A 24,113-nucleotide genomic window follows, 5' to 3' on the forward strand; every position below is an offset into this window, starting at 1 on the left:
GATTGCTTGGGTAATATTGAGACGCGGATGCCCATTACCGGCGCATTGCTGATCGCCACCTCGATGTTGGCGCTGTCGGGCTGCGTATCGAACAAGAAGACGCTCGATTCCGCAGCGGCGACTCCTGCGGTTCCGGCGACGGTGGCTGCAGCGCCACAACTTGGCGCAACGGCGCCGGTGAAATCTGCCCCGCGCTCGGTCTATACCGACCCGCGGCTCATCAATGTCTCCGGCGCCCAAGCCGCGCCACAAGTCGTGGCAGGGGATGCGAATGCCGCCGTCCCGCCGGCCGATCCGGCAATGGCGGCGCCTGCCAATATAGGCGGGCTCGTCATGCAGTCGACACGGATCAACGCGCAGGCGATAAGCATCTTTTCGGATCACCAGCCGCCGCCACAGAACAACAGCACGTCCACCGTCATCCAGCCGCAGGCTTATGCGCCGACGGAGGGAGTGGCACCCGCAAAAAGCAGCGTCTACAGCCAGCCGATCATGCCCTCACAGCAGGCCGCCCCGGTGCTGCCGCAGCAATCGTCTGAAAATTCCGGCACGCAGCCTGCGCCCGTACAAACAGCCTCGCTGGCGACGGGCGGTATCCCGGCCTCGACGACAAACGCGCTTTACAGCGCACCGAAGCAGAACCTGCTCGGCAGTCTTTCCGGCCTCCTGCACAAAGCCGCCCTGCCCGGCATGACGCGAGTCGCGCCGAACGGGCTGCACGTCCAGAACGACAATGTCGAGGTCGGCTGCTTCAAGCCGGACCTGCTGAAAGTGATCAAGACGGTCGAGAACCATTTCGGCCGGCCCGTCATCGTCACATCAGGCTATCGCGACGAAGAACATAACCGCCTGGTCGGTGGTGCCGATGAATCGATGCACAAGAGCTGTGAGGCCGCAGACATTCAGATCGACGGCGTGTCCAAGTGGGATATCGCCGCCTATATCCGCTCCTTGCCGGATCGCGGCGGGGTCGGCACCTATTGCCACACCGACTCGGTCCACCTCGACACCGGCAAGACCCGCGACTGGAACTGGGGCTGCGGCGGCAAACGGGCGCCCGTAACCACCGCACGAGCGATCTAACATCGTCGGCGCGAAGTTCCCTCACCTAAGGTCAGCTGAACTTCATCTGCTTCTTGCAGGCCGTACAAGCCTTTGATTCGGCAGCAGTAATCTGAAATACCACGGCCGTCGGAATATCTGTCATTTTTTTGAAAAAAATCGAATTTGCCGCTTGCGGCTTTCGAAGGTGCTGACTATAAGGGCGCCACCACGAAGGAAGCGCCCTTCGTCTATCGGTTAGGACACCAGATTTTCATTCTGGGAAGAGGGGTTCGACTCCCCTAGGGCGTGCCACTTTCCCTCCATATAGAAGCTATCACATCCGCTTGCAGAAGCCGGCGCGCACGCCTATTTTAACGAGGCTGGCCTGCGCCCTTCGTCTATCGGTTAGGACGACAGATTCTCATTCTGTAAAGAGGGGTTCGACTCCCCTAGGGCGTACCATCGAGCTTATGATTGCCGCCAACCACCCCGTCGGTTCGATATTTCCAGCCATCCGCCGCCCCGTAGCGCCATGGTTTTCCACAGCTAAAAAAAATCGGCAAAAACTGTGATTTTTTCGCGCCTTGGCGCTTGCGGCTTTCGAAGGTGCTGACTATAAGGGCGCCACCACGAAGGAAGCGCCCTTCGTCTATCGGTTAGGACACCAGATTTTCATTCTGGGAAGAGGGGTTCGACTCCCCTAGGGCGTGCCACTTCCTTTAATTTGCTCATTCGCCACCCGTTTTTCGTGACCGCTCTATTTCGCCGGCGCTGCATCGCAGACGCGCAGCTGGATGCGGCGCGCGCCTTGATAATGTTCGGCGCCGAGCGAGCCTGCGACATGGAGGCTCGCGCCGCGTGAATTGATGAGAAGATTGCCGAGGCCGGTATCGGCGGCGCGGAAGGCGATTCCATCGAGCCGCGACCCGTCCATCGCCTCCAGAGTCACCTTCACATGTTTCTCGCCGACCAGGCGAGCATCTCGTACCCGATGCGCCGGTACCGCAAAAAGCGGCTGGGCGTGGCCGGAGCCATAGGGGCCGGCGGCTTCCAGGCGGTCAATGAGTTCAAGCGTGGCGCCGCTTGCGCCGATTGCGCCATCGATCTTCAATGTCTCGTTGGCGACGAGGCTCGCCACTGTCCGTGCGGCCTTCTCGGTAAAGAAGGTTCTCAACCTGCCGAGATCGGCGCGCTCGACCGTCAGCCCCGCCGCCATGGCATGGCCGCCGCCCTTGACCAGGATGCCCTCCTCGACCGCAGCCCGCACCATCCTGCCCATGTCGAAGCCATTGATGGAGCGGCCTGAGCCGGTGCCGCGGCCGGAGGGATCGAAAGCGATCGCGAAGGCGGGCCGTTTAAATTTCTCCTTCAGCCGCGCGGCGATCAGCCCGACGATGCCTGGATGCCACTTCTCATGGGCGGTGACGATGACGGAGGCGCCCTCGCCGTCGCCGTATTCGGCAAGCGCCTCGGCTTCCGCCTCCTGCAGCATCATCGCCTCCATCGCCTGACGTTCACGGTTGAGCTCGTCGAGGCGCTGCGCGATCACCTCCGCCTCGCCGGCATCATCGAGCGTCAGCAGGCGGCTTCCGAGTGCGGCGTCACCAATCCGTCCACCGGCATTGATGCGCGGGCCGATCAGAAAGCCGAAATGATAAGGCGTCACGGGGCCTGCGAGTCCCGCCTTGCGGAAGAGTGCGGCAAGCCCGGCATTGCTCTGGTGGCGGGCAGCAACCAGCCCCTTGACCACATAGGCGCGATTGAGCCCCTTCAGCGGCACGACATCGCAGACCGTCGCAAGCGCCACGATGTCAAGCCATTGCAGCAGGTCGAGCGCCAGGATCTGTTTGTTGCCGGCCGCGCGCAGCAGCCGCAATGTCGCGACCAGCACCATGAAGACGACGCCGGCCGCGCAAAGATGCCCCTGCCCCGACAGATCGTCCTCGCGATTGGGATTGACGAGCGCATGGCAGGGCGGCAGCTCATGTGTCACCTGGTGGTGATCGATGACGACGACATCGATATTGCGCGCAGCAGCGGCGGCAAGCGCGTCGTGACTGGTGGAGCCGCAATCGACGGTGACGATCAGCCGGGCGCCATTGTCGATCAGCTGGTTGATCGCCGCCGGATTGGGGCCATAACCTTCAAAGATGCGGTCGGGAATGTAGATGTTCGCCTTGACCCCGAAATGGCTGAGAAAGCGGAACATCAGCGCCGAGGAGGCCGCCCCGTCGACGTCGTAATCGCCGAAAATCGCCACGCTCTCGCCGCGCTCGATCGCACGCACGAGGCGGGTTGCCGCCTTCTCGCAATCGGTCAGTGTGTGGGGATCGGGCATCAGGCTGCGGATTGTCGGATCGAGGAATTCGATCGCTTCGTCAACCGGGACGCCGCGTCCTGCGAGAACCCGGGCGATCAGATCCGGCAGCCCGTGAACCTGCGCCATGGCAAGCGCCCGGTTCTGGCCGGCCTGGTCGAGTCTTGCAACCCAGCGATTGTCGAGTGCGGATCTCTCCACGCCAAGAAACGCGCGCTGTACCGGATCGACGAGATCTGCCATTCCAAACTCCGCTGACTTCATCTGTTCTTTCTACAGGAGCAGCGGAGATAACATAGCGACGGATTTGCAGACACGGATTTTTACCAGAAGATCAGCCAGACGATCACGGCGATGCCACCGATTTGCACCAACAAGACCGAAAACAGCGTCAGCAGAATGGCCCAGTTGCGGCCTTCCGTGTGTTCATCGTCAAGGGCCTCGTCATGGCTGTCGTCCCGAATGTCAGGACGCATCGGCTTGAGGACGTCTGCAAATATATCAGGGCGGGCTGGCGGCACCTTGCTCGGGCTGCCATGCTCCTTTCCGGCGTGGCTGTCCTTGCTCATGAAATACTCCACGCCGGCGACTCACCATCTGTGGTTTTATTTATAGCAATATTTCGGCATTTGGTAATATAGACTTCCGCAGGGAGGCTGAACGATTAACAGAAAAAGCGCCCTGCCAGAGACAGAGCGGGCTCATACTCTCAGACGAAAAATGCTTAAGCTTCTTCTTTCGGCCGTTCGATACGAATCACCTGCGGCTCGCCGAAGAGATAGCCTTCCGACTTTATCGAGGCGACCGCCTTGCGCACCGACTCTTCCATCGTCGCATGGGTGACGAGAATGATCGTCTGGTGATGCGATGGGGCCAGGTGCTGCGTAGAGCGCTGAACGATCGATTCGAGCGAGATGTGGTTTTCCGCCATGCGGGTGGCGACGCTTGCAAAGACGCCGGTGCGGTCGAGCACAGTCAGGCGGATAAAATATCCGCCCTCGTGGCTCTGCATCTGCGCCTTGCGGTAAGGCTCCAGCGCCTTTGCGGGATGGCCGAGCACCGGCACGCGCTGAGCGCCCGGTTGGCTCTTGGCGATATCGGCGATGTCGCCAAGCACGGACGAGGCCGTCGCATTGCCGCCGGCGCCTGGACCGACCATCAGCAGTTCGCCGAGGACGTCGGACTCAATTGCTACCGCATTGGTAACGCCGTCGACTTGGGCGATGACAGAATCGACCGGGACCATGGTCGGGTGTACACGCTGTTCGATGCCGGTCTCGGTGCGCTGGGCAACGCCGAGCAGCTTGATGCGGTAACCGAGTTCGGCGGCGGCGTGGATGTCCTCGATCGAGATATTGGTGATGCCTTCGAGATAGATGTCGTCGGCCGCGATGCGATTGCCGAAGGCAAGCGTCGTCAGGATTGCAAGCTTGTGGGCGGTATCGTTGCCTTCGATATCGAAGGCGGGATCGGCCTCGGCATAACCCAGCCGCTGCGCTTCCTTGAGGCATTCGGCGAAGGAAAGCCCCTCCTTCTCCATCTTGGTCAGGATGTAATTGCAGGTGCCGTTCATGATGCCGTAGATGCGCGAAACGGCATTGCCCGTCAGCGATTCGCGCAGCGCCTTGATGACGGGGATGCCGCCGGCGACCGCCGCTTCGAAATTCAGGAGCGAGCCCTTCTCTTCGGCGATCGTCGCAAGCTCGACTCCGTGATAGGCAAGCAGCGCCTTGTTGGCTGTCACCACATGGAGACCACGCTGCAGTGCCATGCGCACCGAAACGTTGGCCGCCCCTTCGGCGCCGCCGATCAGTTCGACGAAGACGTCGATGTCGCCCTTTTCGGCAAGCTCTTCTGGCCGGTCGAACCAGGTCACAGCGGAAAGATCGACCCCGCGGTCCCTTGTTTTGTCACGCGCGGAGACCGCCGTGATGATGATCGGACGCCCGCAGGTGACGGCAAGCTCGTTGCTCTTCTGCTGAATGATGCGGACAAGCGAGGCGCCAACGGTGCCTAAGCCCGCAATGCCGATTTTGAGGGCATCTGCCATGGATCGATCCTGAAATGTCTGTGTGGCGGCAGCCGCCGAACGCGGCTGCCCAAGAGTTGGAATTAACGGTGGGCGTTGAGCGAGATGACGTTATGCATCGTCTGGTCTGCCGTCGACATGAACTTCTTGATGTTGCGCGCAGCCTGACGGATGCGGTGTTCATTCTCGACAAGCGCCAGACGGACATAGTCGTCGCCCATCTCGCCGAAGCCGATGCCCGGAGCAACGGCGACGTCGGCCTTCTCGACCAAGAGCTTGGAAAATTCAAGCGAACCGAGATGACGGAACTTTTCCGGGATCTTCGCCCAGGCGAACATGGTGGCAGCCGGCGGCGGCACGTCGAAGCCGGCCTTGCCGAAGCTTTCGACCATGACGTCGCGGCGACGTTTATAGACGTTGCGGACTTCGGCAATGTCGGAACCATCGCCATTCAGCGCATGGGTCGCCGCTACCTGGATCGGCGTGAAGGCGCCGTAGTCGAGATAGGATTTAACGCGGGTGAGCGCCGCGATCAGCCGCTCGTTGCCGACGGCAAAGCCCATGCGCCAGCCGGGCATGGAGAAGGTCTTCGACATCGAGGTGAACTCGACGGTCACATCCATCGCGCCCGGCACTTCGAGAACCGACGGCGGCGGGGCGCCGTCGAAGTAGATCTCCGAATAGGCAAGGTCGGAGAGCACGATGATGTCGTGCTTCTTGGCGAAGGCGACGACGTCCTTGTAGAAATCGAGCGTCGCGACAAAGGCCGTCGGGTTCGAGGGATAGTTGAGGATCAGCGCCAAAGGCTTCGGGATCGAATGGCGGACCGCGCGCTCGAGCGGCGGGAAGAAGGTCTCGTCCGGCTCCACCGACATCGAGCGGATCACGCCGCCGGCCATCAGGAAGCCGAAGGCATGGATCGGATAGGTGGGATTAGGGCAGAGGATCACGTCGCCGGGCGCGGTGATCGCCTGCGCCATATTGGCGAAGCCTTCCTTAGAGCCGAGGGTGGCGACCACCTGCGTATCCGGATTGAGCTTGACGCCAAAACGGCGGGCATAATAGGCGGCCTGGGCGCGGCGCAGGCCCGGAATGCCCTTGGAGGAGGAATAACGGTGCGTGCGCGGATCCTGTACAACCTCGCACAGCTTGTCGACGATCGCCTGGGGAGTCGGAAGGTCAGGGTTTCCCATGCCGAGATCGATGATATCGGCGCCGCCCGCTCGCGCGCTTGCTTTCAAACGGTTGACCTGTTCGAAAACATAAGGCGGCAAACGCCGGACTTTGTGAAACTCTTCCATTTCATTCCCCGTGGAAAGGCGGCTTTCGGGCCGCGGTCGAAGTTCGTTCCGTCTCCCGGCGGCTGCGACACGAACTTCACAATCGCAGCGCCGTATTCATCAGACCCAAGCCAAGCGGCAAATCTTTGACGGAAAGGCCGCACAACCACGCATTATCGGCAAAATCGCATCTTCCGATCCATCCGGAAGGCTTTGCGTCCAATTTGCCTGAAAGGCAAGGCTTATTTGGAGATTTCAGAGAGCGTCTGCGCACCGTGCTCGGCGGCAAGGCGGCGCATTTCGGTGACCTTGGCCTGATATTCGGCTTCCGAGATCGTGCCCGACTTGCGCCGGGCAGCAAGCGCGGTCAACTGATGCTGCAGTTCGGCCGCCTGCTCATCGCTCATCTGGACATTGGCGGCCGTCAGCGGCGCGCCGAAATTCGGATAGCCGTCCGGTGATTTCATCAGACCGCCTTCAACCGCCTCGCCCTTGGTTGCCGGCATGACGACGGCTGTCGGCGCCGCTCGCTTGGCGGCGGCGGCGGCTTTTTCCTCCGCCGTCAGATTGCATCCGGCAAGGGTCATCGCCGCCGCGGCGCAGATCAACGCGGTACGGTTGAAGGTTGCGATGCGCCGAATGCCGTTCTCGATCATGCCTCAAAATCCAGTTCTGATTGCTTCGACTGTTAAATTTGTCGCAGCCACAAAGCAATAGCACGAGCCGATGCGGGTGGAACTTGTTTTCTCGTTCGGTCACGATGTACAACAAACGGATAAAAAGAGTGCTGCCGCCGGAGGAAATGGTGACCGACAGCAAGCAGGAGAGTGGCGGCCAGAAGAATGGCGACAAGACCGGTTTCGACGCGACCGATCTCGAACCCTATCTGTTGAAGGATCCCGAGACCATGGCGATGAATTTCGCCCGGGCGCTCGAAAATCTCGGCCAGGCCGCCTCGGCCTGGCTTGCGCCGCGCGAACGCGGCGAGATCAGCGAAACCGCCATCGATCCCATGACCGACATGGTCAAAACGCTTTCCAAGGTCAGCGAATACTGGATTTCCGATCCCCGTCGCACCTTCGAGGCGCAGACCCAGCTGATGTCCTCGTTCTTCGGCATCTGGATGCGCTCGATGCAGCGCGTGCAGGGCGAACCCCTGCCGCCCGAGCCCGACACCCGCAAGGACAAGCGCTTTTCGGACGAGGATTGGCATAAAAATCCGTTCTTCGATTTCCTCCGCCAGGTCTATTTCGTCACGAGCGATTGGGTGGACAAGCTGGTGTCGGAGACCGACGGCCTCGACGAGCACACCAAGCACAAGGCTGGATTCTACGTGAAGCAGATCACGGCAGCCCTTTCGCCGAGCAACTTCATCGCTACCAACCCGCAGCTTTACCGCGAGACGATCGCAAGCAACGGCGAAAACCTGGTGCGCGGCATGAAGATGCTCGCCGAGGACATCGCTGCGGGCAACGGCGAGCTTCGCCTTCGACAGACGGACATGACGAAATTCGCTGTCGGCCGCGACATGGCGCTGACGCCGGGCAAAGTCATCGCCCAGAACGATATCTGCCAGATCATCCAGTACGAAGCCTCGACCGAAACCGTTCTGAAGCGGCCGCTGCTGATCTGCCCGCCCTGGATCAACAAGTTCTATATTCTTGATCTCAACCCGCAGAAATCCTTCATCAAATGGTGCGTGGACCAGGGCCAGACCGTCTTCGTCATATCCTGGGTCAACCCGGATGCGCGTCACGCGGAGAAGGACTGGGGCGCCTATGCCCGCGAGGGCGTCGATTTCGCGCTCGATACGATCGAGAAGGCGACCGGCGAGAAGGACGTCAACGCCGTCGGCTACTGCGTCGGCGGCACGCTGCTGGCGGCGACACTGGCGCTGCACGCCAAGGAGAAAAACCGGCGCATCAAGACCGCCACGCTCTTCACAACGCAGGTCGATTTCACCCATGCCGGTGATCTCAAGGTCTTCGTCGACGAGGAGCAGCTTGCCGCGCTCGAAGAGCATATGAAGGCGGCCGGCTATCTCGACGGCACGAAGATGTCGATGGCCTTCAACATGCTGCGCGCTTCCGAGCTGATCTGGCCTTATTTCGTCAACAGCTACCTCAAGGGTCAGGAGCCCCTGCCCTTCGACCTGTTGTTCTGGAACGCCGATTCGACCCGCATGGCGGCGGCAAACCACGCCTTCTACCTGCGAAACTGCTATCTCCGCAATGCGTTGACGCAGAACGAGATGATCCTCGACGGCAAGCGCATATCGCTGAAGGATGTGAAGATCCCGATCTATAATCTCGCCACGCGCGAGGACCACATCGCGCCTGCAAAATCGGTCTTCCTCGGCAGTCAGTTCTTCGGCGGCAAGGTGGAATTCGTCGTCACCGGCTCGGGACATATCGCTGGCGTCGTGAACCCGCCCGACAAGAAGAAATACCAGTTCTGGACGGGTGGCCCGGCCAAGGGCGACTACGAGACCTGGCTCGAGCGGGCCACCGAGACGGCGGGGTCGTGGTGGCCGCATTGGCAGACCTGGATCGAGACGCAGGACGGCAGACGCGTTGCGGCGCGCAAACCCGGCGGCGATGCGCTGAACGCGATCGAGGAAGCACCGGGAAGTTATGTGATGGAACGCACCTGAGACGCCGGCAGGCATCTCTTTTTGAGACATCCCAAGAAACAGCGATATCGCGTAAACAAATTAGAAACCATAATTCGTCATCCTCGCGAAACAGTCGGAAGTCGCAAGCGGCCTAAATTCGGCCCCTTTGCGCCCTTACCGGCCCCGGCGAAGTTTTAGTCAGTCAGTGCCGCCGGCCTGCGTAGCGAGTTTGAAAGACGAGTGTAGTATGGCGTTTGCGGTAGGGACGTTGGATCACGTCGCCCCTCTTGGCGGATCTGCTTTGCGTTCGCACAGATCTCGCGGTTTTCTTTACGGTGTCATCGGCGCCGGGCTTTTAACCTCAACATGGCTGATCGCGACCTTGGCAACGATGCATTCGGTCGCGGCGCCCTTTTCTTCAGCCGATAGCCTGGCACAGATCCGGGCCGCCTCGAAGGCGGCGCCGTCAAGTCGCCTTGAGCGGTTGATCCATGTCGGCAAGGGTGACCGGCTGACCGCCTTCAACGCGAAGCCGAAGATGCCGCTGACGGCAAGCCTCATCCAGTCTCACGCCGAAAAGACTGCCGCTGCCGTAACGGCATTGGCGGCTCTTACGAAGAACAATCGGCTCGTCATGGCTGCCGAGCAACCGGTCGTCGCCGCGATTTCCGACAGTGCCAAATTCCGCAAAGATGATGCGATCGCACCGCCGCCGGTCGAACTCGCCTCGGCAGAGATTGAAGAAGACGACGGCAACCGGATCATCATTCCGTCAAAGGAGGCCGTCGCCGCCGCCCAACTCCAGGCGATGCTCGCGCTGGCTGATGCCGACCCCCGGCAGATCGCGCCCGCCCCAATCGAGCCGGCCGCCTCTCCTGTCAGGACCGCCTCGGTTCCTGCAACAGCATCCGCACCGGTGGAGGTCGCGGCGGCGGAGGATCAACCCTTCGATCTCGTCCTGTCGCCCGATGCAGGTTCCGTGCCGTTGCCGATGGCGCGTCCGGACGGACTCGTCGGCAAACCGGCGCCGGCCGCAAAGGGTGCACAGCGCTCTGCCGGGCCTGTCCTGGCCTATGCCCAGCCGAACTCGCCGATCGAGGACGATGAGGACGATGCCGTGCCGCGCTACGACAAGCCGGTCTTCTCGCCGAAACTGCGGGCAGGTGTCGCGATCTACGACATCGAAAACAGCACCGTCTATCTGCCGAACGGCGAACGGCTGGAGGCTCATTCCGGTCTCGGCAAGATGCGTGACAATCCGCGTTACGTGGACAAGAAGATGCGCGGACCAACGCCGCCGCATACCTATGTCCTCACGATGCGCGAGGCGCTCTTTCACGGTGTCGAAGCGCTGCGCTTGACACCGGTGGAAGGCTCGGATGCCATCTATGACCGCGTCGGCCTGCTTGCCCACACCTATATGCTCGGCAAGAACGGCGATTCCAACGGCTGCGTGTCCTTTAAGGATTACAAACGCTTCCTGGCCGCCTACAAACGCGGTGAGATCAAGCAGCTCGTGGTAGTGCCGCGGCTGAACAACAAGCCCGCCTCGACGCTGGCCTCGCTGTTTTCGTCGCGCAGCTAATTTAAGGAGCAGGTGGGCAAGCAGCCGCTTGCCCCCGCAGCCCTACTTCAGCCAGACTGCTATCCGCTCCACCGCTTCGGCGATCTCTCCTTGCGAACCCGCATAGGAGAGACGCAGGGTTCGGTGTCCCTCCAGAGGATCGAAATCCAGGCCCGGCGTCGCCGCGACGTTGATTTCGGCCAACATGCGCTTGGCAAAGCCCATGCTGTCATTGGTGAAGCGCGAGACATCGACATAGGCGTAGAAGGCGCCGTCCATCGGCGAAGCGGGCGCAAGGCCGATCCTGGGCAGGCGGTCGAGCAGCAGCGCGCGGTTTGCGGCATAGTTCGCCTTGACATGATCGAGCTCTTCGCATGCGCCAAGCGCGGCCACCGCTGCGATCTGGGAGAGCTCGGGCGGCGAGATATAGAGGCTCTGCGCCACCCGCTCGATCGGCCGCACCAGCCGTTCCGGCAGCACCATCCAGCCGATTCGCCAGCCGGTCATGCAGTAATATTTGGAGAACGAGTTGATGACGATCGCCTCATTCGTCAGCTCGAGCGCGCTCGCCTCCTCTCCCGCGAAGGTCAGCCCATGATAGATCTCATCGGAGATGAAGGCGATGGATTGGGCCGCGCAGTAATCCGCAAGCGCCTTCAACCCGTCACGGCCGGTCACCGTGCCGGTCGGGTTGGCGGGGCTTGCAAGCAGCACGCCTTTGAGCCTGACGCCGCTTTGCTGCTGCGCCGCCTCGAGGCTCTCAGGTGTCAGGGTGAAGTGGGTCTCGGCCGTCACCGGCACTTCGAGAACCTTCAGCCCCAGCGCGCCGAGAATGTTGCGATAAGCAGGATAACCCGGTCTTGCGATCGCCACGGCATCGCCAGCATCAAAAAGCGTGAGGAAGGCGAGATTGAACCCTGCCGAGGAGCCTGTGGTTATGGCGATGCGCTTGGGATCGATCTCCAGGCCGTGACGGTCCCTGTAGTGCCAGGCCAGTGCGGATTTCAGCCGCGCCGTCCCCAGCGCATCCGTATAACCGATCCGGCCTTCGACAAGGGCGGCGCTTGCCGCTTCGAGGGCAGATCGAGGCGCGGGATGCGAGGGTTGGCCGACCGCCATCGAGATGACGGGATGGCCGGCTGCCCGCCGCTTCGTCGCCTCCGCCAACACGTCCATGGCATGAAAAGGCTCGACTTCGCTGCGTTTCGATATGGAAAACAAGATCGCTTCTCGCTCGACTTCTTCGCTATTGGCCAGACAATTGCCGCATTAATCGGCTCATCACAATCCCGCGAGGGCGGCACAGGGATGAAAATTCCTGTTTGAACAGAACTCGACGCGCCGTACCTTGACGCGACGCGTTCAAGTCCATAACTCGGCGACGGTTTTCTTGACCAAGACTGCATCGCCGATGACGAGGATATCATGGCCTTCTTCTCAAAAAGCTTCACCGCACTGGCGCTCGCCGCATCGATCGCGCTCCCGTTTCCGGCGGCAGCGCTCGACGATCAGCAGAAGAAGGAGTTCGGCGAATTCATCAAGCAATATCTGATCGAAAACCCGGAGATCATGCTCGACGTCCAGGACGCGCTGCAGAAGAAGCAGGAAGCCGCGCGGCTGGTGAAGGCCAATATGGCGATCGAGAAGAACACCGCAAACATCTTCAATTCAAAGGATGACGTCACGCTCGGCAATCCCAAGGGCGATGTGACCGTCGTCGAATTCTTCGATTATAATTGCACCTACTGCCGTCACGCGCTTCCCGACATGCAGGCGATGCTGAAGAAGGACACGAACGTCCGCTTCGTGCTCAAGGAATTCCCGATCCTTGGGCCGGATTCGGTTGCCGCCCACAAAGTGGCCGACGCCTTCCGCAGGCTGGCGCCTGCCAAATATGCCGATTTCCACGTCGCCCTTCTTAGCAGCGAAGGCCGCGCCTCGGAAGACAGTGCGATCGCCGTCGCAGGCTCTCTCGGGGTCAGCGAAGACAAGATTCGCGCCGAGATGGCGAAGAGCCCGAACGATGGGATCGTTCAGGCGACCTATCAGCTTGCCTCCAGCCTCGGTATCAGCGGCACGCCCTCTTATGTGATCGGCAACGAGCTGGTCCCGGGCGCCGTCGGGCTCGACGATCTCGAAGCCAAGGTCAAGAACATGCGCAGCTGCGGCAAGACCGCCTGCTGAGGGAGCGGGCAGCCGACCGGCCGCTCATCAAATCGCCAGAATCGAAGCGTTTCAGCCATGTGGACAAATGTGGCGCGATTCCTGTCGGCCAACCCGTAAGGGCTTTCATTCAGCCCTCGCGGAGTCTATAGGTTGCCGTCGTGCATTTACGGAACATTCGATGACGCAAACGATTTTTGTCCTGAACGGCCCAAACCTGAACATGCTGGGTAAACGAGAGCCCGGCATTTATGGCGGCAAGACGCTCAAGGACATCGAGGCAGACTGCAAGGCAGCCGGGCGCGAACTCGGCTTTGATATCGACTTCCGTCAGAGCAACCACGAAGGCACGCTTGTGGACTGGTTCCACGAGGCCGACGAAAAGGCTGCCGGCGTCGCCATCAATGCAGGCGCCTATACGCATACGTCAGTCGCGCTGCACGACGCGATCCGCGCTATATCAATTCCCGTCATCGAACTCCACATATCCAACGTCCATGCACGGGAAGAATTTCGCCACAAGTCGATGATCGCGCCGGCATGCAAGGGCGTGATCTGCGGCTTCGGGCCTCACAGCTACATCCTGGCGCTCCATGCGCTGAAGAACATCACGGCATAAGAAGAAGACAGGGCAACACCATGGCTGAAAAGAAATCGGGTATCGATCAGGCACTGATCCGCGATCTCGCCAATATTCTCAACGAGACGGATCTGACGGAGATCGAGGTCGAGCAGGAGGACTTGCGCATCCGCGTTTCGCGCGGCGGCACGCCGCAATACGTCCAGGCGCCGATTGCTGCACCGGCCTTTGCCGCCCCGGCCGCAGCCGCCGCTCCCGCAGCCGCCGCTGCCGCGCCCGCCGCAGCGCCCGGCCGCAACCCGGCGAATGTCGTCAACGCGCCGATGGTCGGCACCGTCTACATGGCGCCGGCTCCGGGCGCACGTCCCTTCATCGAAATCGGCGCCACCGTCAAGGAAGGCCAGACGCTCATCATCATCGAAGCGATGAAGACGATGAACCAGATCCCCTCGCCGAAATCGGGCAAGGTGACCGAAATTCTCGTCGATGACGGACATCCCGTCGAATACGGCCAAGCCCTCGTCGTCATCGAATAGGCCCAAGCCCATGATTTCGAAAATCCTCATCGCCAATCGCGGGGAAATCGCCCTTCGCGTGCTCCGGGCCTGCAAGGAGCTCGGCATTGCCTGCGTCGTGGTGCATTCCACCGCCGACGCCGATGCCATGCATGTGCGCCTTGCCGACGAAAGCGTCTGCATCGGTCCGCCCTCCTCGCGCGAGAGCTATCTCAACATCCACCAGATCGTCGCCGCATGCGAGATCACCGGCGCCGATGCCGTGCACCCGGGCTACGGCTTTCTCTCGGAGAACGCCAAGTTTGCCGATATCCTGGAAGCGCACGGCATCACCTTCATCGGGCCGACGGCGGATCACATCCGTATCATGGGCGACAAGATCACCGCCAAGACGACGGCGCTGGAACTCGGCATTCCCGTCGTTCCTGGCTCGGATGGCGAAGTGAAGACCGAAGAGGATGCGCTGCGGACAGCGGCCGAAATCGGCTATCCCGTGCTGATAAAGGCAACGGCCGGCGGCGGTGGGCGCGGCATGAAGGTCGCCAAGAGCGAGGCCGATCTGATCGAGGCCTGGTCGACGGCGCGCACGGAGGCGGCAGCCGCCTTCGGCAACGATGCCGTCTACATGGAAAAATACCTCGGCAAGCCGCGCCACATCGAAATCCAGGTCTTCGGTGACGGTGAAGGCAACGCCATTCATCTCGGCGAACGCGACTGTTCGCTGCAGCGCCGCCACCAGAAAGTCTGGGAAGAAGCGAATTCGCCTGCGCTCAATGTCGAGCAGCGCATGAAGATCGGCCAGATCTGCGCCGATGCCATGAAGAAGCTGAAATATCGCGGCGCCGGCACGATCGAGTTCCTCTACGAGAACGGCGAGTTCTATTTCATCGAAATGAATACCCGCCTGCAGGTGGAACATCCGATCACCGAAGCGATCACCGGCATCGACCTGGTGCACGAGCAGATCCGCGTCGCCTCCGGCGGCGGTCTCTCGGTGACGCAGGACGAGGTACATTTTTCCGGCCATGCCATCGAATGCCGGATCAATGCCGAGGACGCACGCACTTTCGTGCCCTCGCCCGGAACGATCACGCATTTCCACGCCCCGGGCGGTCTTGGCGTTCGCATCGATTCCGGCGCCTATCAGGGTTATAAGATTCCGCCCTATTACGACAGCTTGATCGGCAAGCTGATCGTGCACGGCCGCACGCGTGTCGAATGCATGATGCGCTTGCGCCGCGCGCTCGACGAATTCGTCGTCGACGGCATCAAGACGACGCTGCCGTTGTTCCAGGATCTCGTCTCCAACCAGGATATCGCCAACGGCGACTACGATATCCACTGGCTGGAACATTACCTCGCCAACACGCCAGCGGCATAGGACAGGAATGGCAGGATCGCGCAGGAAGTCACCAGGCATAACCCCTGATATCCTCCTGCGCGCCTATTCCATCGGCCTCTTTCCGATGGCCGAGTCTGCCGACGACCCGGAGATCTTCTGGGTCGAACCGGAATTGCGCGGCGTTCTGCCGCTCGGTGATTTCCACATATCGAAAAGCCTCGCCAAAACGGTGCGCAGGAAACCCTTCGAAATCCGCTTCGATCACGATTTCGACCAGGTGATCGCGGCTTGCGCGGAGGAAACATCGGGACGCCCGAGCACCTGGATCAACCAGACGATCCGATCGCTTTATTCCACGCTGTTCGGAATCGGTCATGCCCATACCGTCGAAGCCTGGGACGGCGATCAACTGGTCGGCGGCCTCTACGGTGTCTCGCTGGGTTCGGCCTTTTTCGGCGAAAGCATGTTTTCACGCCGGACGGACGCCTCGAAAATCTGCCTTGTACACCTGGTCGACCGGCTGAGGGAAAAGGGCTTCACGTTGCTCGACACGCAATTCACCACCGAACACCTGAAGACATTCGGAGCAATCGACGTGCCGAAAGCCGAATATGCGCTGTTGCTCGCCAGCGCGATGGAATCGCCACACCTGAAGTTCTAACGTGATCGTTTCATCCTTGCGTAGCCGCAAAGGTAGGGCTCCTGGCGCTTGCCGCCGCCTTCCTCAAAAAGGCCGGCATCCTATTGTCATCGTGCTTGGCAGTGCGCTTCGTTTTGCCAAAGGTCTTTTCACGCGAAACAGGACACCACGGCATAGGCTCACGGCTTAACCAAGGGATGGCGCCGAAACCGTAAAGCTTTTCCGGCATCTGTCCAAGCTGATATCAATCAGCGGGCTGTCGCCTTGTCCGGAGCCGGTACGTCCGAGCTTGTCTTGCAGTCCTTCAGCCAGACGTCGTAGATCGGGTGTTCGACGGCGTTCAGGCCGGGGCTGTCGGCGAACATCCAGCCGGTGAAGATGCGGCGGATCTTGCGGTCGAGCGTGATTTCGTCGACCTCGACAAAGCCGTCGATCTTCTGCGCTTCGGCTTGGTCGCGCGAATAGCAGGCCTTCGGCGTCACCTGCAGGGCGCCGAACTGTACCGTCTCATTGACATAGACGTCGAACGTCGTGATGCGGCCGGTGATCTTGTCGAGGCCGGAGAAGACGGCAACCGAATTGTCAATGCGTGCGGCATGCGCCGCAACCGGTGGAAGCAGAGCCGAGAGCGCCAGCAGCGATCCGGCGCCACGCAGGACGATGTTCCGCGTGAAGAGCTTCATATGCACCCGTCTCCAGACATTTTCGGTTCACGGCCGCGGTCAAGCGCGGCCAACCTGCGGGTAAAGGTCAATTGTGGCCAAAAGCCGGGCTTTCGATCGCCCGGTCGAGCCGTCTCAGTTGCCGGGCGTCCAGGCGTCGTAATCGCCGGTGACGCGCGGTCGCTCACCGGGAACCGCGAGCGAGCCCGGCGGACGGTAAGCCTGCGGCGAACCGGTGAGGTTCGGACGGTGCGTCTTCTGCCATTCCTTGGCGACGTAGTCTTCCTTGGACGGCGGAACATCGGTGCGATGATGCATCCAACCATGCCAGCCCGGCGGAATGGCGGAGGCTTCGGCATAACCCTTGTAGATCACCCAGCGCTTCGGCAGGCCATAGGAAGATATGCCGCCTTCATAATAGACGTTGCCGAACTCATCCTCGCCCACGCGCTTGCCAAAACGCCAGGTCGCAAAACGCGTGCCTATCGTCTGACTGTTCCACCAGGTGAAGATTTGAACCAGAAGATTCCGCATGTCTTTTCCTTGTGCCCGCCATTGCGGGCCAAACCAGAATTTAGCCCCTCGCTTATGCCGTCGCCAAGCCGAATTGTCCAGCGATTCCACGAGAGGCAAGGGTCATTTCAAGGCCATCTTGAAGCCGAGATGCGAAGGCTTGAAGCCAAGCCTTTCATAGAAACGATGGGCATCCTTGCGTAGGGAATTCGAGGTCAGCTGTACCAGCCGCACGCCGCGGCCTTTTGCCTCTGATATGGCGAATTCCATCATTCCAGCACCAATCCCCTGCCCACGCATGTCAGCCCCCGTCTTTGCGAAATGAGAATGTCCGACAATTCGGCCGCCACGAAGATCAATGCCCTTCCAGCGGTTTTTCGAAAATCAGCGAGGGAATGCCGGATTGTCCGGGTGCGCTATTCTCGTTGCGGCCGACTTCGGTGAAATCATGCGCCCGGTAGAAGGCGATCGCCGCCGCATTCTGCGGCTCGACTTCCAGACGCATGATCTCAGCATCCGGAAAGCAGGTTTCGAGCTCGGCGAAGATATCGCGGCCGATGCCCTGGCGCTGCAGCGACGGGTCGACATAGAGGAGATGCAGCATGACCGTCTTCGTCAGCGCATGCGACATCGCTGCATAACCCATGCCGCCGATGTTGCGGCCATTATCGGCGACCAGGAACTCGGCATCCCTGCGTGCCAGCCGCGCCTTCAGCGCTGCCGGCGTAAAGAGATGGGCGATCAGATCGTCCACCTTTGTTTTGCCGTGGAGATCGTCATAGGTGGCGTGAAAGCTTTCCACCAGAAGAGCGCGCACCTTCTCGAGGTCGCGCTCACCGGCGGTGCGGACGAAATACACGGGCTATTCCTCGATGCCGAGCTTCGCCTTGACGAGTGCCTGGACCGCCTGCGGATTGGCCTTGCCGCCAGTCGCCTTCATCACCTGACCGACGAACCATGCCGCCATGGTCGGCTTCGCCTTGACCTTTTCGACCTGTTCGGGATTGGCGGCGATGATCTCGTCCACGGCCTTTTCGATGGCGCCGGTATCCGTCACCTGCTTCATGCCGCGCAGTTCGACGATTTCGGCCGGATCGCCGCCTTCGGTCAGCACGATCTCGAAAAGGTCCTTGGCGATCTTGCCGGAGATGGTTCCGGCCTTGATGAGGTCGATGATCGCGCCGAGCTGGGCCGGCGAGACCGGCGTCTGTTCGATGTCCTTGCCGGTACGGTTCAGCGCACCGAGCAGGTCGTTGATCACCCAGTTTGCCGCCGTCTTGCCGTCGCGGCCGGCGGCCACGGCCTCGAAATAATCGGCGATCGCCTTTTCGGAAACCAGCACGGAGGCATCGTAGACCGACAGGCCGAGTTCACGCACGAAGCGCTCCTTCTTGTCGTCGGGCAGTTCCGGCAGATCGGCTTCGAGCGCCTTGACGAAGGCATCGTCGAATTCGAGGGGCAGCAGATCCGGATCGGGGAAGTAGCGGTAATCGTGCGCGTCTTCCTTGGAGCGCATGGAACGCGTCTCGCCCTTGTTCGGGTCGAAGAGGCGTGTCTCCTGCTCGATCGTGCCGCCATCTTCCAGGATGCCAATCTGGCGGCGGGCTTCATATTCGATCGCCTGGCCGATGAAGCGGATGGAGTTGACGTTCTTGATCTCGCAGCGCGTGCCGAAAGCCTCGCCCGGGCGGCGGACGGAGACGTTGACGTCGGCGCGCATCGAGCCCTCGTCCATGTTGCCGTCGCAAGTGCCGAGATAACGCACGATCGAACGCAGCTTGGTCATATAGGCCTTGGCTTCGTCGGATGAACGCATGTCGGGCTTGGAGACGATTTCCATCAGTGCCACGCCGGATCGGTTCAGATCGACATAGGACATGGTCGCATGCTGGTCGTGCATCGACTTGCCGGCATCCTGTTCCAGGTGCAGGCGCTCGATGCCGATCTCGATATCCTCAAATTGGCCTTGGCGATCCGGCCCAAGCGAAATGACGATCTTGCCCTCGCCGACGATCGGATCCTTATATTGCGAGATCTGATAGCCCTGCGGCAGGTCCGGGTAGAAATAGTTCTTGCGATCGAAGACCGAGCGCTTGTTGATCTGAGCCTTCAGGCCGAGACCGGTGCGCACGGCCTGCTTGACGCATTCCTCGTTGATAACGGGTAGCATGCCCGGCATAGCCGCATCGACCAGCGATACGTTCGAATTCTGCGGCTTGCCGAATTCCGTCGAGGCGCCGGAGAAAAGCTTCGAATTGGACAGCACCTGGGCATGGACTTCCATGCCCACGATGACTTCCCAGTCGCCGGTGGCGCCGGGGATGAAGCGTTTCGGATCGGGCGTGCGGACGTCGACAAGGGTCATTTGATGCTCTTTGCAGGCTGTTCTTTTCCACTGGTGAGGTAAAGGAAATGGCATTCCGGTGCAAGGCTTTCCCCATCGCACACCGTGGTTTGACGAAGGGCGGCGACATTTGCCGTTGGTTAACGGAGGCGTGGCAGTGTAGCCGCATGACGACGAGCGATATCACCAAACTGGCCGCACTGTTTCTGGCGCTGAACCTGATCGTCTTTTCGGTCTATTTCCTCGACAAGCAGGCGGCGCGCCAGGGCGGATGGCGCATCAGCGAGCGTACGCTTTTGACCCTTGCGCTGATCGGCGGCAGCCTCGGCGCGGTGGCGGCACAGCAGATCCTGCGCCACAAGACGAGGAAGGAGCCGTTCCGGTCGATCCTGACGGCGATCCTGATCCTCCACGGCGCCTTGGCCACGGTGCTGGCCTTCGCGCCGCTATGGGCCCCTCGCCTTCATCTGGATTTTTAAACTCCAGAATTCCTGCCATAGCCGTCCTGGCTGTCCGAAACCAGCGGCTTCGTCAGCCCGACAGAGGGCACGTCGCGATCAAGCTTCGGATTATAGGCGACCGACAGCCAGTGGATGCCATAACCGTGCTTCCGAAAAAAGCCGATTGCCTCGCCATTGCCTGAATGGGTCTGCACCGCCGCCGTCTCAAAGCCTCGGCCGGCGATATCCTTCTCAATGCGTTCGAGAAGGGCTGAGCCCAGTCCCTGCCGGGTGAAGATGGGATCGATCCAGAAATCCGAGATGGTTTCGTCCAATCCCTCGCGTGCAGCCCAGCCCGCGACCTGGCCGTTCTGCTCGATGACTGTAATGGTCAGCCAGTCATTCTCCACGAAGTTGCGAAAGGCGCTGCGCGCTGCGTCGATCATCGCGTCCGGTTCGCCGATCGACGCCATCGCCTTTTGCCAGGCCCTCAGCCCGATCTCACTCAACAGTTCCGCTTCCCCGTCGCGGGCATTGCGAATGTGGATCAACGACACCTCCGCGTTACCCCTCCAACTAGATCACTGAGTCGCGGAATTTACCAGTAGCTGCAAAGGGATGATCAACCGAAACCAGTGTTTTCGACCGGTTTTCACCGACAAGGATGCTCTTGACCGCTTTTTCCGGGCTGAATAATAGATCTTGTCGAGGTGTTTTATGTTGAACCTGCCTGAGACCCGGTAAAGGCCCTGCCCGCGAGTTTTCTCGCGCGCATGGGCCCGAAAACGAAGCCCTGACGTTCGAATGAGCGCCAGATCGTTTTTGTGCGCCCTTACGGCGCGATACCGGATCTCACAACATGGACATTTCCCGGACGGAGCAGCGCATCCTGCATCTCATGGCCCAAGGCGGCCGCATCGAAATTACCCGCGACGACTACAGAAAGATCGAAAACGTCAGTTGCTTCACCCGCGACGGATGGCTCTATCCCGGCGTCGATCTCAATCTCTTCCGCAGACTGAAGCGGCTGAAGGCGATCAAGTCTTCACGCGGGCAGCCCTACCGGATCACCGAACGAGGGCTGAGACTGGTCGTAAGCGACAAGCAGACCCCATCTGGCGAAGCAGCTTAGCGGTCGGCTATCGGTAGCGGACACGATGAACTGCTGTGAGCTTCTATGTCTGCGCCTAGCTCTGGAACTAGAACTTTTCATATGATCGAGGCTGTTGCGGACCGATTTGAGGGCGCGCCTCGGCAGCTTCGGCGGCGCTGGTCAGACGATTTTAAAGCGCGTGCAGTTGCAGAGGCACTCGAGCCTGGCTCGAGCGTGTCAGCGATCGCACGTCGGCTTGATATCTATCCGTCACAACTGTTTGGCTGGCGTCGCGCCGCCCTGGGCTCTCACAAGGAGAACATAGCGCCGATCGGTCATAAGGCAGTCACGCCATCTGCCGACGGCGCGATAATCGAAGTTCTGATTGGCGATGTCGTAGTGCGCGCTCCCGCCGATGTGGACGAAGCTCATCTGCAGCGTGTCATCCGGGCAGTTCGCTCAGCATGATCCCCGCAGGTGTAAAGGTCTTCCTCGCCAGTCACCCCATCGACTTTCGTAAAGGGCCGGACAGTTTGCTGTCGCTGGTGCGCGACGCCGGCAGTGATCCGTTCAATGGCTCGCTTTATGTCTTCCGGGCGAAGCGGGCGGACCGGGTCAAGATCGTCTGGTGGGATGGATCAGGGGTCTGCCTCTATTCCAAGCGGTTGGAGAAGGCGCAGTTCTGCTGGCCGCGGATCGGCCACAACCGGGTGCAGCTCAATCACGCTCAGCTCATGGCGCTCGTTGACGGCATGGACTGGAAACGGGTGCGCTCAGTGGCGGTGAAGCCGCCGGAGATTGTTGGGTAAAGGGCTGCGGCGAAGTGAATCAACCGCCTGAAAAGGCAGGAAAACCGGAGCAAATTGTGCTCTGGTAGGCCTCATGACACCGCCCGATCTACAGCTCCCGGATGATGTAGAGACCCTGAAAGCCATGGTCCTTGCCATGGCCGAGAAGGCAGCGCGCACCGATGCTCTCGAGAGCGAGGTCGCAGACCTGAAAGCCAGAAACGCCGATGCCGACGAACGCATCGAGCGACTGACCCAGATCCTGAAAGCCTTCGATCGCGCCCGCTTCGGCCGGCAATCGGAAAAGCTCGGCTCTCCGGGCATCGATGATGAGCAGCAGGCTTTTGTCTTCGAGGAAATCGAGACCGGTATCTCGGCAATCCGAGCCAAGGTAAACAAGGGTGCCGCTGATCCCGATGCGAAACGTGCACCCCGGCCGCGCAAGGGCTTTGCACCTCATCTGGAACGAGTCGAAGTGGTGATCGAGCCGGATGAACTGCACGAACACATCGGCAAACAGAAGGTGCTGATCGGAGAAGACGTCTCGGAGCGACTGGACGTCGTGCCGGCGAAGTTCCGCGTCATCGTCACCCGGCGGCCGAAGTATGCCTTCAAGAACGAAGACGGCGTCATCCAGGCAGCCGCGCCCGCGCACATCATCGAGGGTGGCATTCCAACGGAAGCGCTTCTCGCCCAGATCGCTGTCTCGAAGTATGCAGATGGCCTTCCGCTCTATCGACAGGAGGCAATCTATGCACGCGACAAGGTTGAGCTTGACCGGAAGCTGATGGCCCAATGGATGGGCAAGCTCGGCTACGAGCTCGATATCCTGGCCGACTACATCCTCGCCGAGATCAAGAAGGCTGAGCGCATCTTTGCGGACGAGACGACATTGCCAACGCTCGCGCCTGGATCCGGATCGGCAAAGACAGCCTGGCTATGGGCTTATGCGAGGGATGATAGACTCTTTGGCGGTAGTGGCCCGCCGATGGTCGCCTATCGCTTCGAAGATAGCCGCGCTGGCGATCGCGTCGCCCGGCATCTGAATGGCTATCGCGGTATCCTTCAGGTGGACGGGCATGGTGCCTACAACAAGCTTGCCCGATCTGACGGCGGCAATGACGGCGTGATGCTGGCCGGCTGCTGGTCCCATAGCAGGCGCAAGTTCTACGAACTCCACGCCTCGGACAGCTCCAAGATAGCCAGCGAGACGGTGGAATTGATGGCAAAGCTCTGGGAGGTGGAAGCGGCGGCCCGGGGGCAGAGCCCTGACGCGCGTGTCGCGGCACGTCAGGCGACATCTGCTGCAGTTGTCACTGAGCTCTTCGCCCTGTGGCAAAAGACCCTGCCGCGGATCTCCGGCAAGTCGAAGCTCGCAGAAGCGATCCGCTATGCCACCTCGCGTCGCTCCATCTTCGAACGCTTCCTTACCGACGGCCGCATCGAGCTCGACAGCAACATCGTTGAGCGTGCCATCAGGCCCCAGACGATCACGAGAAAGAACAGTCTCTTCGCCGGCAGCGATGGCGGTGGAAGGACCTGGGCGACTATCGCCACGCTCCTTCAGACGGCGAAGATGAACAACGTGGACCCGCAGGCTTGGCTCACCCAAACACTTGAGCGGATCGCCAACGGCTGGCCGAGCAGCGATCTCGATGCACTCATGCCGTGGAATTACGCGCGCTGAACGGTCTCAGCTTGCCGCTTACGACTGGTCAGGTCGCAGTTGGACAATAGATAGTCGGGCAACCAATCTTGATCGCGCATCAAATCTGCGCGCTCAGGGCTCAGCTTTGAATTGGAATATTCGAACGGGGCAAAGTCACCCCGGATATCTATCTTGTTCCATCAGTTCCGCTCGCGGTTGCCAGTATATTCAAGACTAGGTGTTTGATCCCAGGCTTTGATGGGGCATCCTTGTCTTCCGAATCAAAGGATGCGTTATGGGCCAGGTTCTTCATGGGAGCGCCACGACGACAGAGGCAGTCCGTCGAGCGATACAACATAGTCAAGAGAGCCTGAGGACGCTTTCGAAGCGTTATGGGATCAATCAGAAGACCGTCGCCAAGTGGCGGAAGCGGTCCTCTGTTGCGGACCTTCCGACCGGCCCGAAAGAGCCTAGATCGACGGTGCTCTCCGTCGAGGAGGAGGCTGTTATCGTTGCCTTTCGCCGGTATACGCTGCT

Annotated in this window: 24 protein-coding genes, 3 tRNA genes and 3 pseudogenes; 17 read left to right on the top strand and 13 right to left on the bottom strand. The window is 60.6% G+C overall.

Features of this window, described 5'->3' with window-relative positions; all coding sequences use genetic code 11:
- Positions 1–27: 27 nt before the first annotated feature.
- The 4 genes from B5E41_RS13515 (at position 28) to B5E41_RS13530 (ending at position 1,757) form a co-directional block, all read left to right on the top strand.
- The gene (locus B5E41_RS13515) at positions 28–1,083 is read left to right on the top strand and encodes a YcbK family protein (protein ID WP_425350131.1); all 1,056 of its coding nucleotides are present in this window, start codon (positions 28–30) and stop codon (positions 1,081–1,083) included.
- A 198-nt stretch (positions 1,084–1,281) separates the two neighbouring features.
- Positions 1,282–1,356, top strand: a tRNA-Glu gene (locus B5E41_RS13520).
- Positions 1,357–1,431: 75 nt separating this feature from the next.
- Positions 1,432–1,506: transfer RNA gene (locus B5E41_RS13525), tRNA-Glu, on the top strand.
- Positions 1,507–1,682: 176 nt separating this feature from the next.
- Positions 1,683–1,757, top strand: a tRNA-Glu gene (locus tag B5E41_RS13530).
- A gap of 44 nt (positions 1,758–1,801) precedes the next feature.
- Here B5E41_RS13530 and recJ read toward each other — a convergent pair.
- The 5 genes from recJ to B5E41_RS13555 all read right to left on the bottom strand — a co-directional run bounded on the left by recJ (position 1,802) and on the right by B5E41_RS13555 (position 7,326).
- Positions 1,802–3,604, bottom strand: a complete 1,803-nt coding sequence (recJ, locus tag B5E41_RS13535) for a single-stranded-DNA-specific exonuclease RecJ (protein ID WP_088394279.1) — start codon at positions 3,602–3,604, stop codon at positions 1,802–1,804.
- A gap of 80 nt (positions 3,605–3,684) precedes the next feature.
- The gene (locus B5E41_RS13540) at positions 3,685–3,930 is read right to left on the bottom strand and encodes a hypothetical protein (protein WP_088394281.1); all 246 of its coding nucleotides are present in this window, start codon (positions 3,928–3,930) and stop codon (positions 3,685–3,687) included.
- Between the two features lie 155 nt (positions 3,931–4,085).
- Positions 4,086–5,411 (bottom strand): homoserine dehydrogenase, encoded by a 1,326-nt coding sequence (locus B5E41_RS13545; protein WP_088394283.1) that lies wholly within the window; start codon positions 5,409–5,411, stop codon positions 4,086–4,088.
- Positions 5,412–5,473: 62 nt separating this feature from the next.
- Entirely contained in the window at positions 5,474–6,691 is a 1,218-nt protein-coding gene (locus B5E41_RS13550) for an LL-diaminopimelate aminotransferase (RefSeq protein WP_088394285.1), read from the bottom strand.
- Between the two features lie 221 nt (positions 6,692–6,912).
- Positions 6,913–7,326 carry a hypothetical protein gene (locus tag B5E41_RS13555; RefSeq protein WP_088394287.1) on the bottom strand — a complete coding sequence of 138 codons (414 nt, stop codon included), beginning with the start codon at positions 7,324–7,326 and terminating at the stop codon, positions 6,913–6,915.
- Positions 7,327–7,472: 146 nt separating this feature from the next.
- Between B5E41_RS13555 and B5E41_RS13560 the strand changes: the two genes are divergently transcribed.
- Positions 7,473–9,323, top strand: a complete 1,851-nt coding sequence (locus B5E41_RS13560; RefSeq protein ID WP_245303091.1) for a PHA/PHB synthase family protein — start codon at positions 7,473–7,475, stop codon at positions 9,321–9,323.
- Positions 9,324–9,531: 208 nt separating this feature from the next.
- The gene (locus tag B5E41_RS13565; RefSeq protein ID WP_088394291.1) at positions 9,532–10,869 is read left to right on the top strand and encodes a DUF2778 domain-containing protein; all 1,338 of its coding nucleotides are present in this window, start codon (positions 9,532–9,534) and stop codon (positions 10,867–10,869) included.
- 42 nt (positions 10,870–10,911) lie between these two features.
- Here B5E41_RS13565 and B5E41_RS13570 read toward each other — a convergent pair whose 3' ends face one another.
- Positions 10,912–12,069, bottom strand: a complete 1,158-nt coding sequence (locus B5E41_RS13570; protein WP_088394293.1) for a pyridoxal phosphate-dependent aminotransferase — start codon at positions 12,067–12,069, stop codon at positions 10,912–10,914.
- Positions 12,070–12,273: 204 nt separating this feature from the next.
- Here B5E41_RS13570 and B5E41_RS13575 point away from each other — a divergent pair, with 204 nt between their 5' ends.
- From B5E41_RS13575 to aat, 5 genes are all read left to right on the top strand, one after another.
- Entirely contained in the window at positions 12,274–13,032 is a 759-nt protein-coding gene (locus tag B5E41_RS13575; protein ID WP_088394295.1) for a DsbA family protein, read from the top strand.
- A 160-nt stretch (positions 13,033–13,192) separates the two neighbouring features.
- Positions 13,193–13,630: a type II 3-dehydroquinate dehydratase gene (gene aroQ / locus B5E41_RS13580; RefSeq protein WP_088394296.1), complete on the top strand. Its 438-nt coding sequence runs from the start codon at positions 13,193–13,195 to the stop codon at positions 13,628–13,630.
- Between the two features lie 20 nt (positions 13,631–13,650).
- Complete coding sequence (gene accB / locus B5E41_RS13585) at positions 13,651–14,127, top strand: acetyl-CoA carboxylase biotin carboxyl carrier protein (protein WP_088394298.1); 477 nt, start codon at positions 13,651–13,653, stop codon at positions 14,125–14,127.
- Positions 14,128–14,137: 10 nt separating this feature from the next.
- Positions 14,138–15,487, top strand: a complete 1,350-nt coding sequence (gene accC / locus B5E41_RS13590; RefSeq protein ID WP_085778015.1) for an acetyl-CoA carboxylase biotin carboxylase subunit — start codon at positions 14,138–14,140, stop codon at positions 15,485–15,487.
- Positions 15,488–15,494: 7 nt separating this feature from the next.
- Positions 15,495–16,109 carry a leucyl/phenylalanyl-tRNA--protein transferase gene (gene aat / locus B5E41_RS13595; protein WP_088394300.1) on the top strand — a complete coding sequence of 205 codons (615 nt, stop codon included), beginning with the start codon at positions 15,495–15,497 and terminating at the stop codon, positions 16,107–16,109.
- 227 nt (positions 16,110–16,336) lie between these two features.
- Here the strand turns inward: aat and B5E41_RS13600 are convergent, their stop codons facing one another.
- From B5E41_RS13600 to gatB, 5 genes and pseudogenes are all read right to left on the bottom strand, one after another.
- Positions 16,337–16,771, bottom strand: coding sequence for a DUF2155 domain-containing protein (locus B5E41_RS13600; RefSeq protein WP_088394302.1), 435 nt, complete (start codon positions 16,769–16,771; stop codon positions 16,337–16,339).
- A 114-nt stretch (positions 16,772–16,885) separates the two neighbouring features.
- Complete coding sequence (locus tag B5E41_RS13605) at positions 16,886–17,284, bottom strand: NADH:ubiquinone oxidoreductase subunit NDUFA12 (RefSeq protein WP_088394304.1); 399 nt, start codon at positions 17,282–17,284, stop codon at positions 16,886–16,888.
- A 102-nt stretch (positions 17,285–17,386) separates the two neighbouring features.
- Positions 17,387–17,578: pseudogene (locus B5E41_RS13610) on the bottom strand (GNAT family N-acetyltransferase); the annotation flags it as partial.
- A 40-nt stretch (positions 17,579–17,618) separates the two neighbouring features.
- Positions 17,619–18,122, bottom strand: a complete 504-nt coding sequence (locus B5E41_RS13615) for a GNAT family N-acetyltransferase (RefSeq protein WP_088394308.1) — start codon at positions 18,120–18,122, stop codon at positions 17,619–17,621.
- A gap of 3 nt (positions 18,123–18,125) precedes the next feature.
- Positions 18,126–19,628, bottom strand: coding sequence for an Asp-tRNA(Asn)/Glu-tRNA(Gln) amidotransferase subunit GatB (gene gatB, locus B5E41_RS13620; RefSeq protein WP_088394310.1), 1,503 nt, complete (start codon positions 19,626–19,628; stop codon positions 18,126–18,128).
- A 146-nt stretch (positions 19,629–19,774) separates the two neighbouring features.
- On the opposite strand from gatB, the gene B5E41_RS13625 reads away from it, so the two are divergent.
- Complete coding sequence (locus tag B5E41_RS13625; RefSeq protein ID WP_020921160.1) at positions 19,775–20,086, top strand: DUF1294 domain-containing protein; 312 nt, start codon at positions 19,775–19,777, stop codon at positions 20,084–20,086.
- Here B5E41_RS13625 and B5E41_RS13630 read toward each other — a convergent pair.
- Positions 20,083–20,598, bottom strand: a complete 516-nt coding sequence (locus tag B5E41_RS13630; protein WP_088394312.1) for a GNAT family N-acetyltransferase — start codon at positions 20,596–20,598, stop codon at positions 20,083–20,085. The two genes, B5E41_RS13625 and B5E41_RS13630, sit on opposite strands and share 4 nt — an antisense overlap.
- 308 nt (positions 20,599–20,906) lie before the next feature.
- Between B5E41_RS13630 and B5E41_RS13635 the strand changes: the two genes are divergently transcribed.
- On the top strand, positions 20,907–21,179 hold the full coding sequence (locus tag B5E41_RS13635) for a YjhX family toxin (protein ID WP_088394314.1): 273 nt from the start codon (positions 20,907–20,909) through the stop codon (positions 21,177–21,179).
- 81 nt (positions 21,180–21,260) lie between these two features.
- Positions 21,261–21,389: pseudogene (locus B5E41_RS32215) on the top strand (transposase); the annotation flags it as partial.
- A gap of 21 nt (positions 21,390–21,410) precedes the next feature.
- Here B5E41_RS32215 and B5E41_RS32220 read toward each other — a convergent pair.
- Positions 21,411–21,572, bottom strand: a complete 162-nt coding sequence (locus B5E41_RS32220) for a hypothetical protein (RefSeq protein ID WP_245303092.1) — start codon at positions 21,570–21,572, stop codon at positions 21,411–21,413.
- A 32-nt stretch (positions 21,573–21,604) separates the two neighbouring features.
- Here B5E41_RS32220 and tnpB point away from each other — a divergent pair, with 32 nt between their 5' ends.
- From tnpB to B5E41_RS13655, 3 genes and pseudogenes are all read left to right on the top strand, one after another.
- A complete protein-coding gene (tnpB, locus tag B5E41_RS13645) occupies positions 21,605–21,949 on the top strand; it encodes an IS66 family insertion sequence element accessory protein TnpB (protein ID WP_011053349.1) in 345 nt (114 codons plus the stop codon).
- A gap of 73 nt (positions 21,950–22,022) precedes the next feature.
- Positions 22,023–23,615 carry an IS66-like element ISRel15 family transposase gene (locus tag B5E41_RS13650; RefSeq protein WP_088394316.1) on the top strand — a complete coding sequence of 531 codons (1,593 nt, stop codon included), beginning with the start codon at positions 22,023–22,025 and terminating at the stop codon, positions 23,613–23,615.
- 256 nt (positions 23,616–23,871) lie between these two features.
- A pseudogene (locus tag B5E41_RS13655) lies at positions 23,872–24,113 on the top strand (IS481 family transposase); the annotation flags it as partial.

This window comes from Rhizobium esperanzae (genome assembly GCF_002204185.1).
GTDB classification, from domain to species: domain Bacteria; phylum Pseudomonadota; class Alphaproteobacteria; order Rhizobiales; family Rhizobiaceae; genus Rhizobium; species Rhizobium esperanzae.

Coding starts and splice junctions, on each gene's coding strand:
- B5E41_RS13515 (WP_425350131.1), top strand. CDS start 28: ATGCCCATTACCGGCGCATTGCTGATCGCCACCTCGATGTTGGCGCTG.
- recJ (WP_088394279.1), bottom strand. CDS start 3,604: ATGGCAGATCTCGTCGATCCGGTACAGCGCGCGTTTCTTGGCGTGGAG.
- B5E41_RS13540 (WP_088394281.1), bottom strand. CDS start 3,930: ATGAGCAAGGACAGCCACGCCGGAAAGGAGCATGGCAGCCCGAGCAAG.
- B5E41_RS13545 (WP_088394283.1), bottom strand. CDS start 5,411: ATGGCAGATGCCCTCAAAATCGGCATTGCGGGCTTAGGCACCGTTGGC.
- B5E41_RS13550 (WP_088394285.1), bottom strand. CDS start 6,691: ATGGAAGAGTTTCACAAAGTCCGGCGTTTGCCGCCTTATGTTTTCGAA.
- B5E41_RS13555 (WP_088394287.1), bottom strand. CDS start 7,326: ATGATCGAGAACGGCATTCGGCGCATCGCAACCTTCAACCGTACCGCG.
- B5E41_RS13560 (WP_245303091.1), top strand. CDS start 7,473: ATGGTGACCGACAGCAAGCAGGAGAGTGGCGGCCAGAAGAATGGCGAC.
- B5E41_RS13565 (WP_088394291.1), top strand. CDS start 9,532: ATGGCGTTTGCGGTAGGGACGTTGGATCACGTCGCCCCTCTTGGCGGA.
- B5E41_RS13575 (WP_088394295.1), top strand. CDS start 12,274: ATGGCCTTCTTCTCAAAAAGCTTCACCGCACTGGCGCTCGCCGCATCG.
- aroQ (WP_088394296.1), top strand. CDS start 13,193: ATGACGCAAACGATTTTTGTCCTGAACGGCCCAAACCTGAACATGCTG.
- accB (WP_088394298.1), top strand. CDS start 13,651: ATGGCTGAAAAGAAATCGGGTATCGATCAGGCACTGATCCGCGATCTC.
- accC (WP_085778015.1), top strand. CDS start 14,138: ATGATTTCGAAAATCCTCATCGCCAATCGCGGGGAAATCGCCCTTCGC.
- aat (WP_088394300.1), top strand. CDS start 15,495: ATGGCAGGATCGCGCAGGAAGTCACCAGGCATAACCCCTGATATCCTC.
- B5E41_RS13600 (WP_088394302.1), bottom strand. CDS start 16,771: ATGAAGCTCTTCACGCGGAACATCGTCCTGCGTGGCGCCGGATCGCTG.
- B5E41_RS13605 (WP_088394304.1), bottom strand. CDS start 17,284: ATGCGGAATCTTCTGGTTCAAATCTTCACCTGGTGGAACAGTCAGACG.
- gatB (WP_088394310.1), bottom strand. CDS start 19,628: ATGACCCTTGTCGACGTCCGCACGCCCGATCCGAAACGCTTCATCCCC.
- B5E41_RS13625 (WP_020921160.1), top strand. CDS start 19,775: ATGACGACGAGCGATATCACCAAACTGGCCGCACTGTTTCTGGCGCTG.
- B5E41_RS13635 (WP_088394314.1), top strand. CDS start 20,907: ATGGACATTTCCCGGACGGAGCAGCGCATCCTGCATCTCATGGCCCAA.
- B5E41_RS32220 (WP_245303092.1), bottom strand. CDS start 21,572: ATGAGCTTCGTCCACATCGGCGGGAGCGCGCACTACGACATCGCCAAT.
- tnpB (WP_011053349.1), top strand. CDS start 21,605: ATGATCCCCGCAGGTGTAAAGGTCTTCCTCGCCAGTCACCCCATCGAC.
- B5E41_RS13650 (WP_088394316.1), top strand. CDS start 22,023: ATGACACCGCCCGATCTACAGCTCCCGGATGATGTAGAGACCCTGAAA.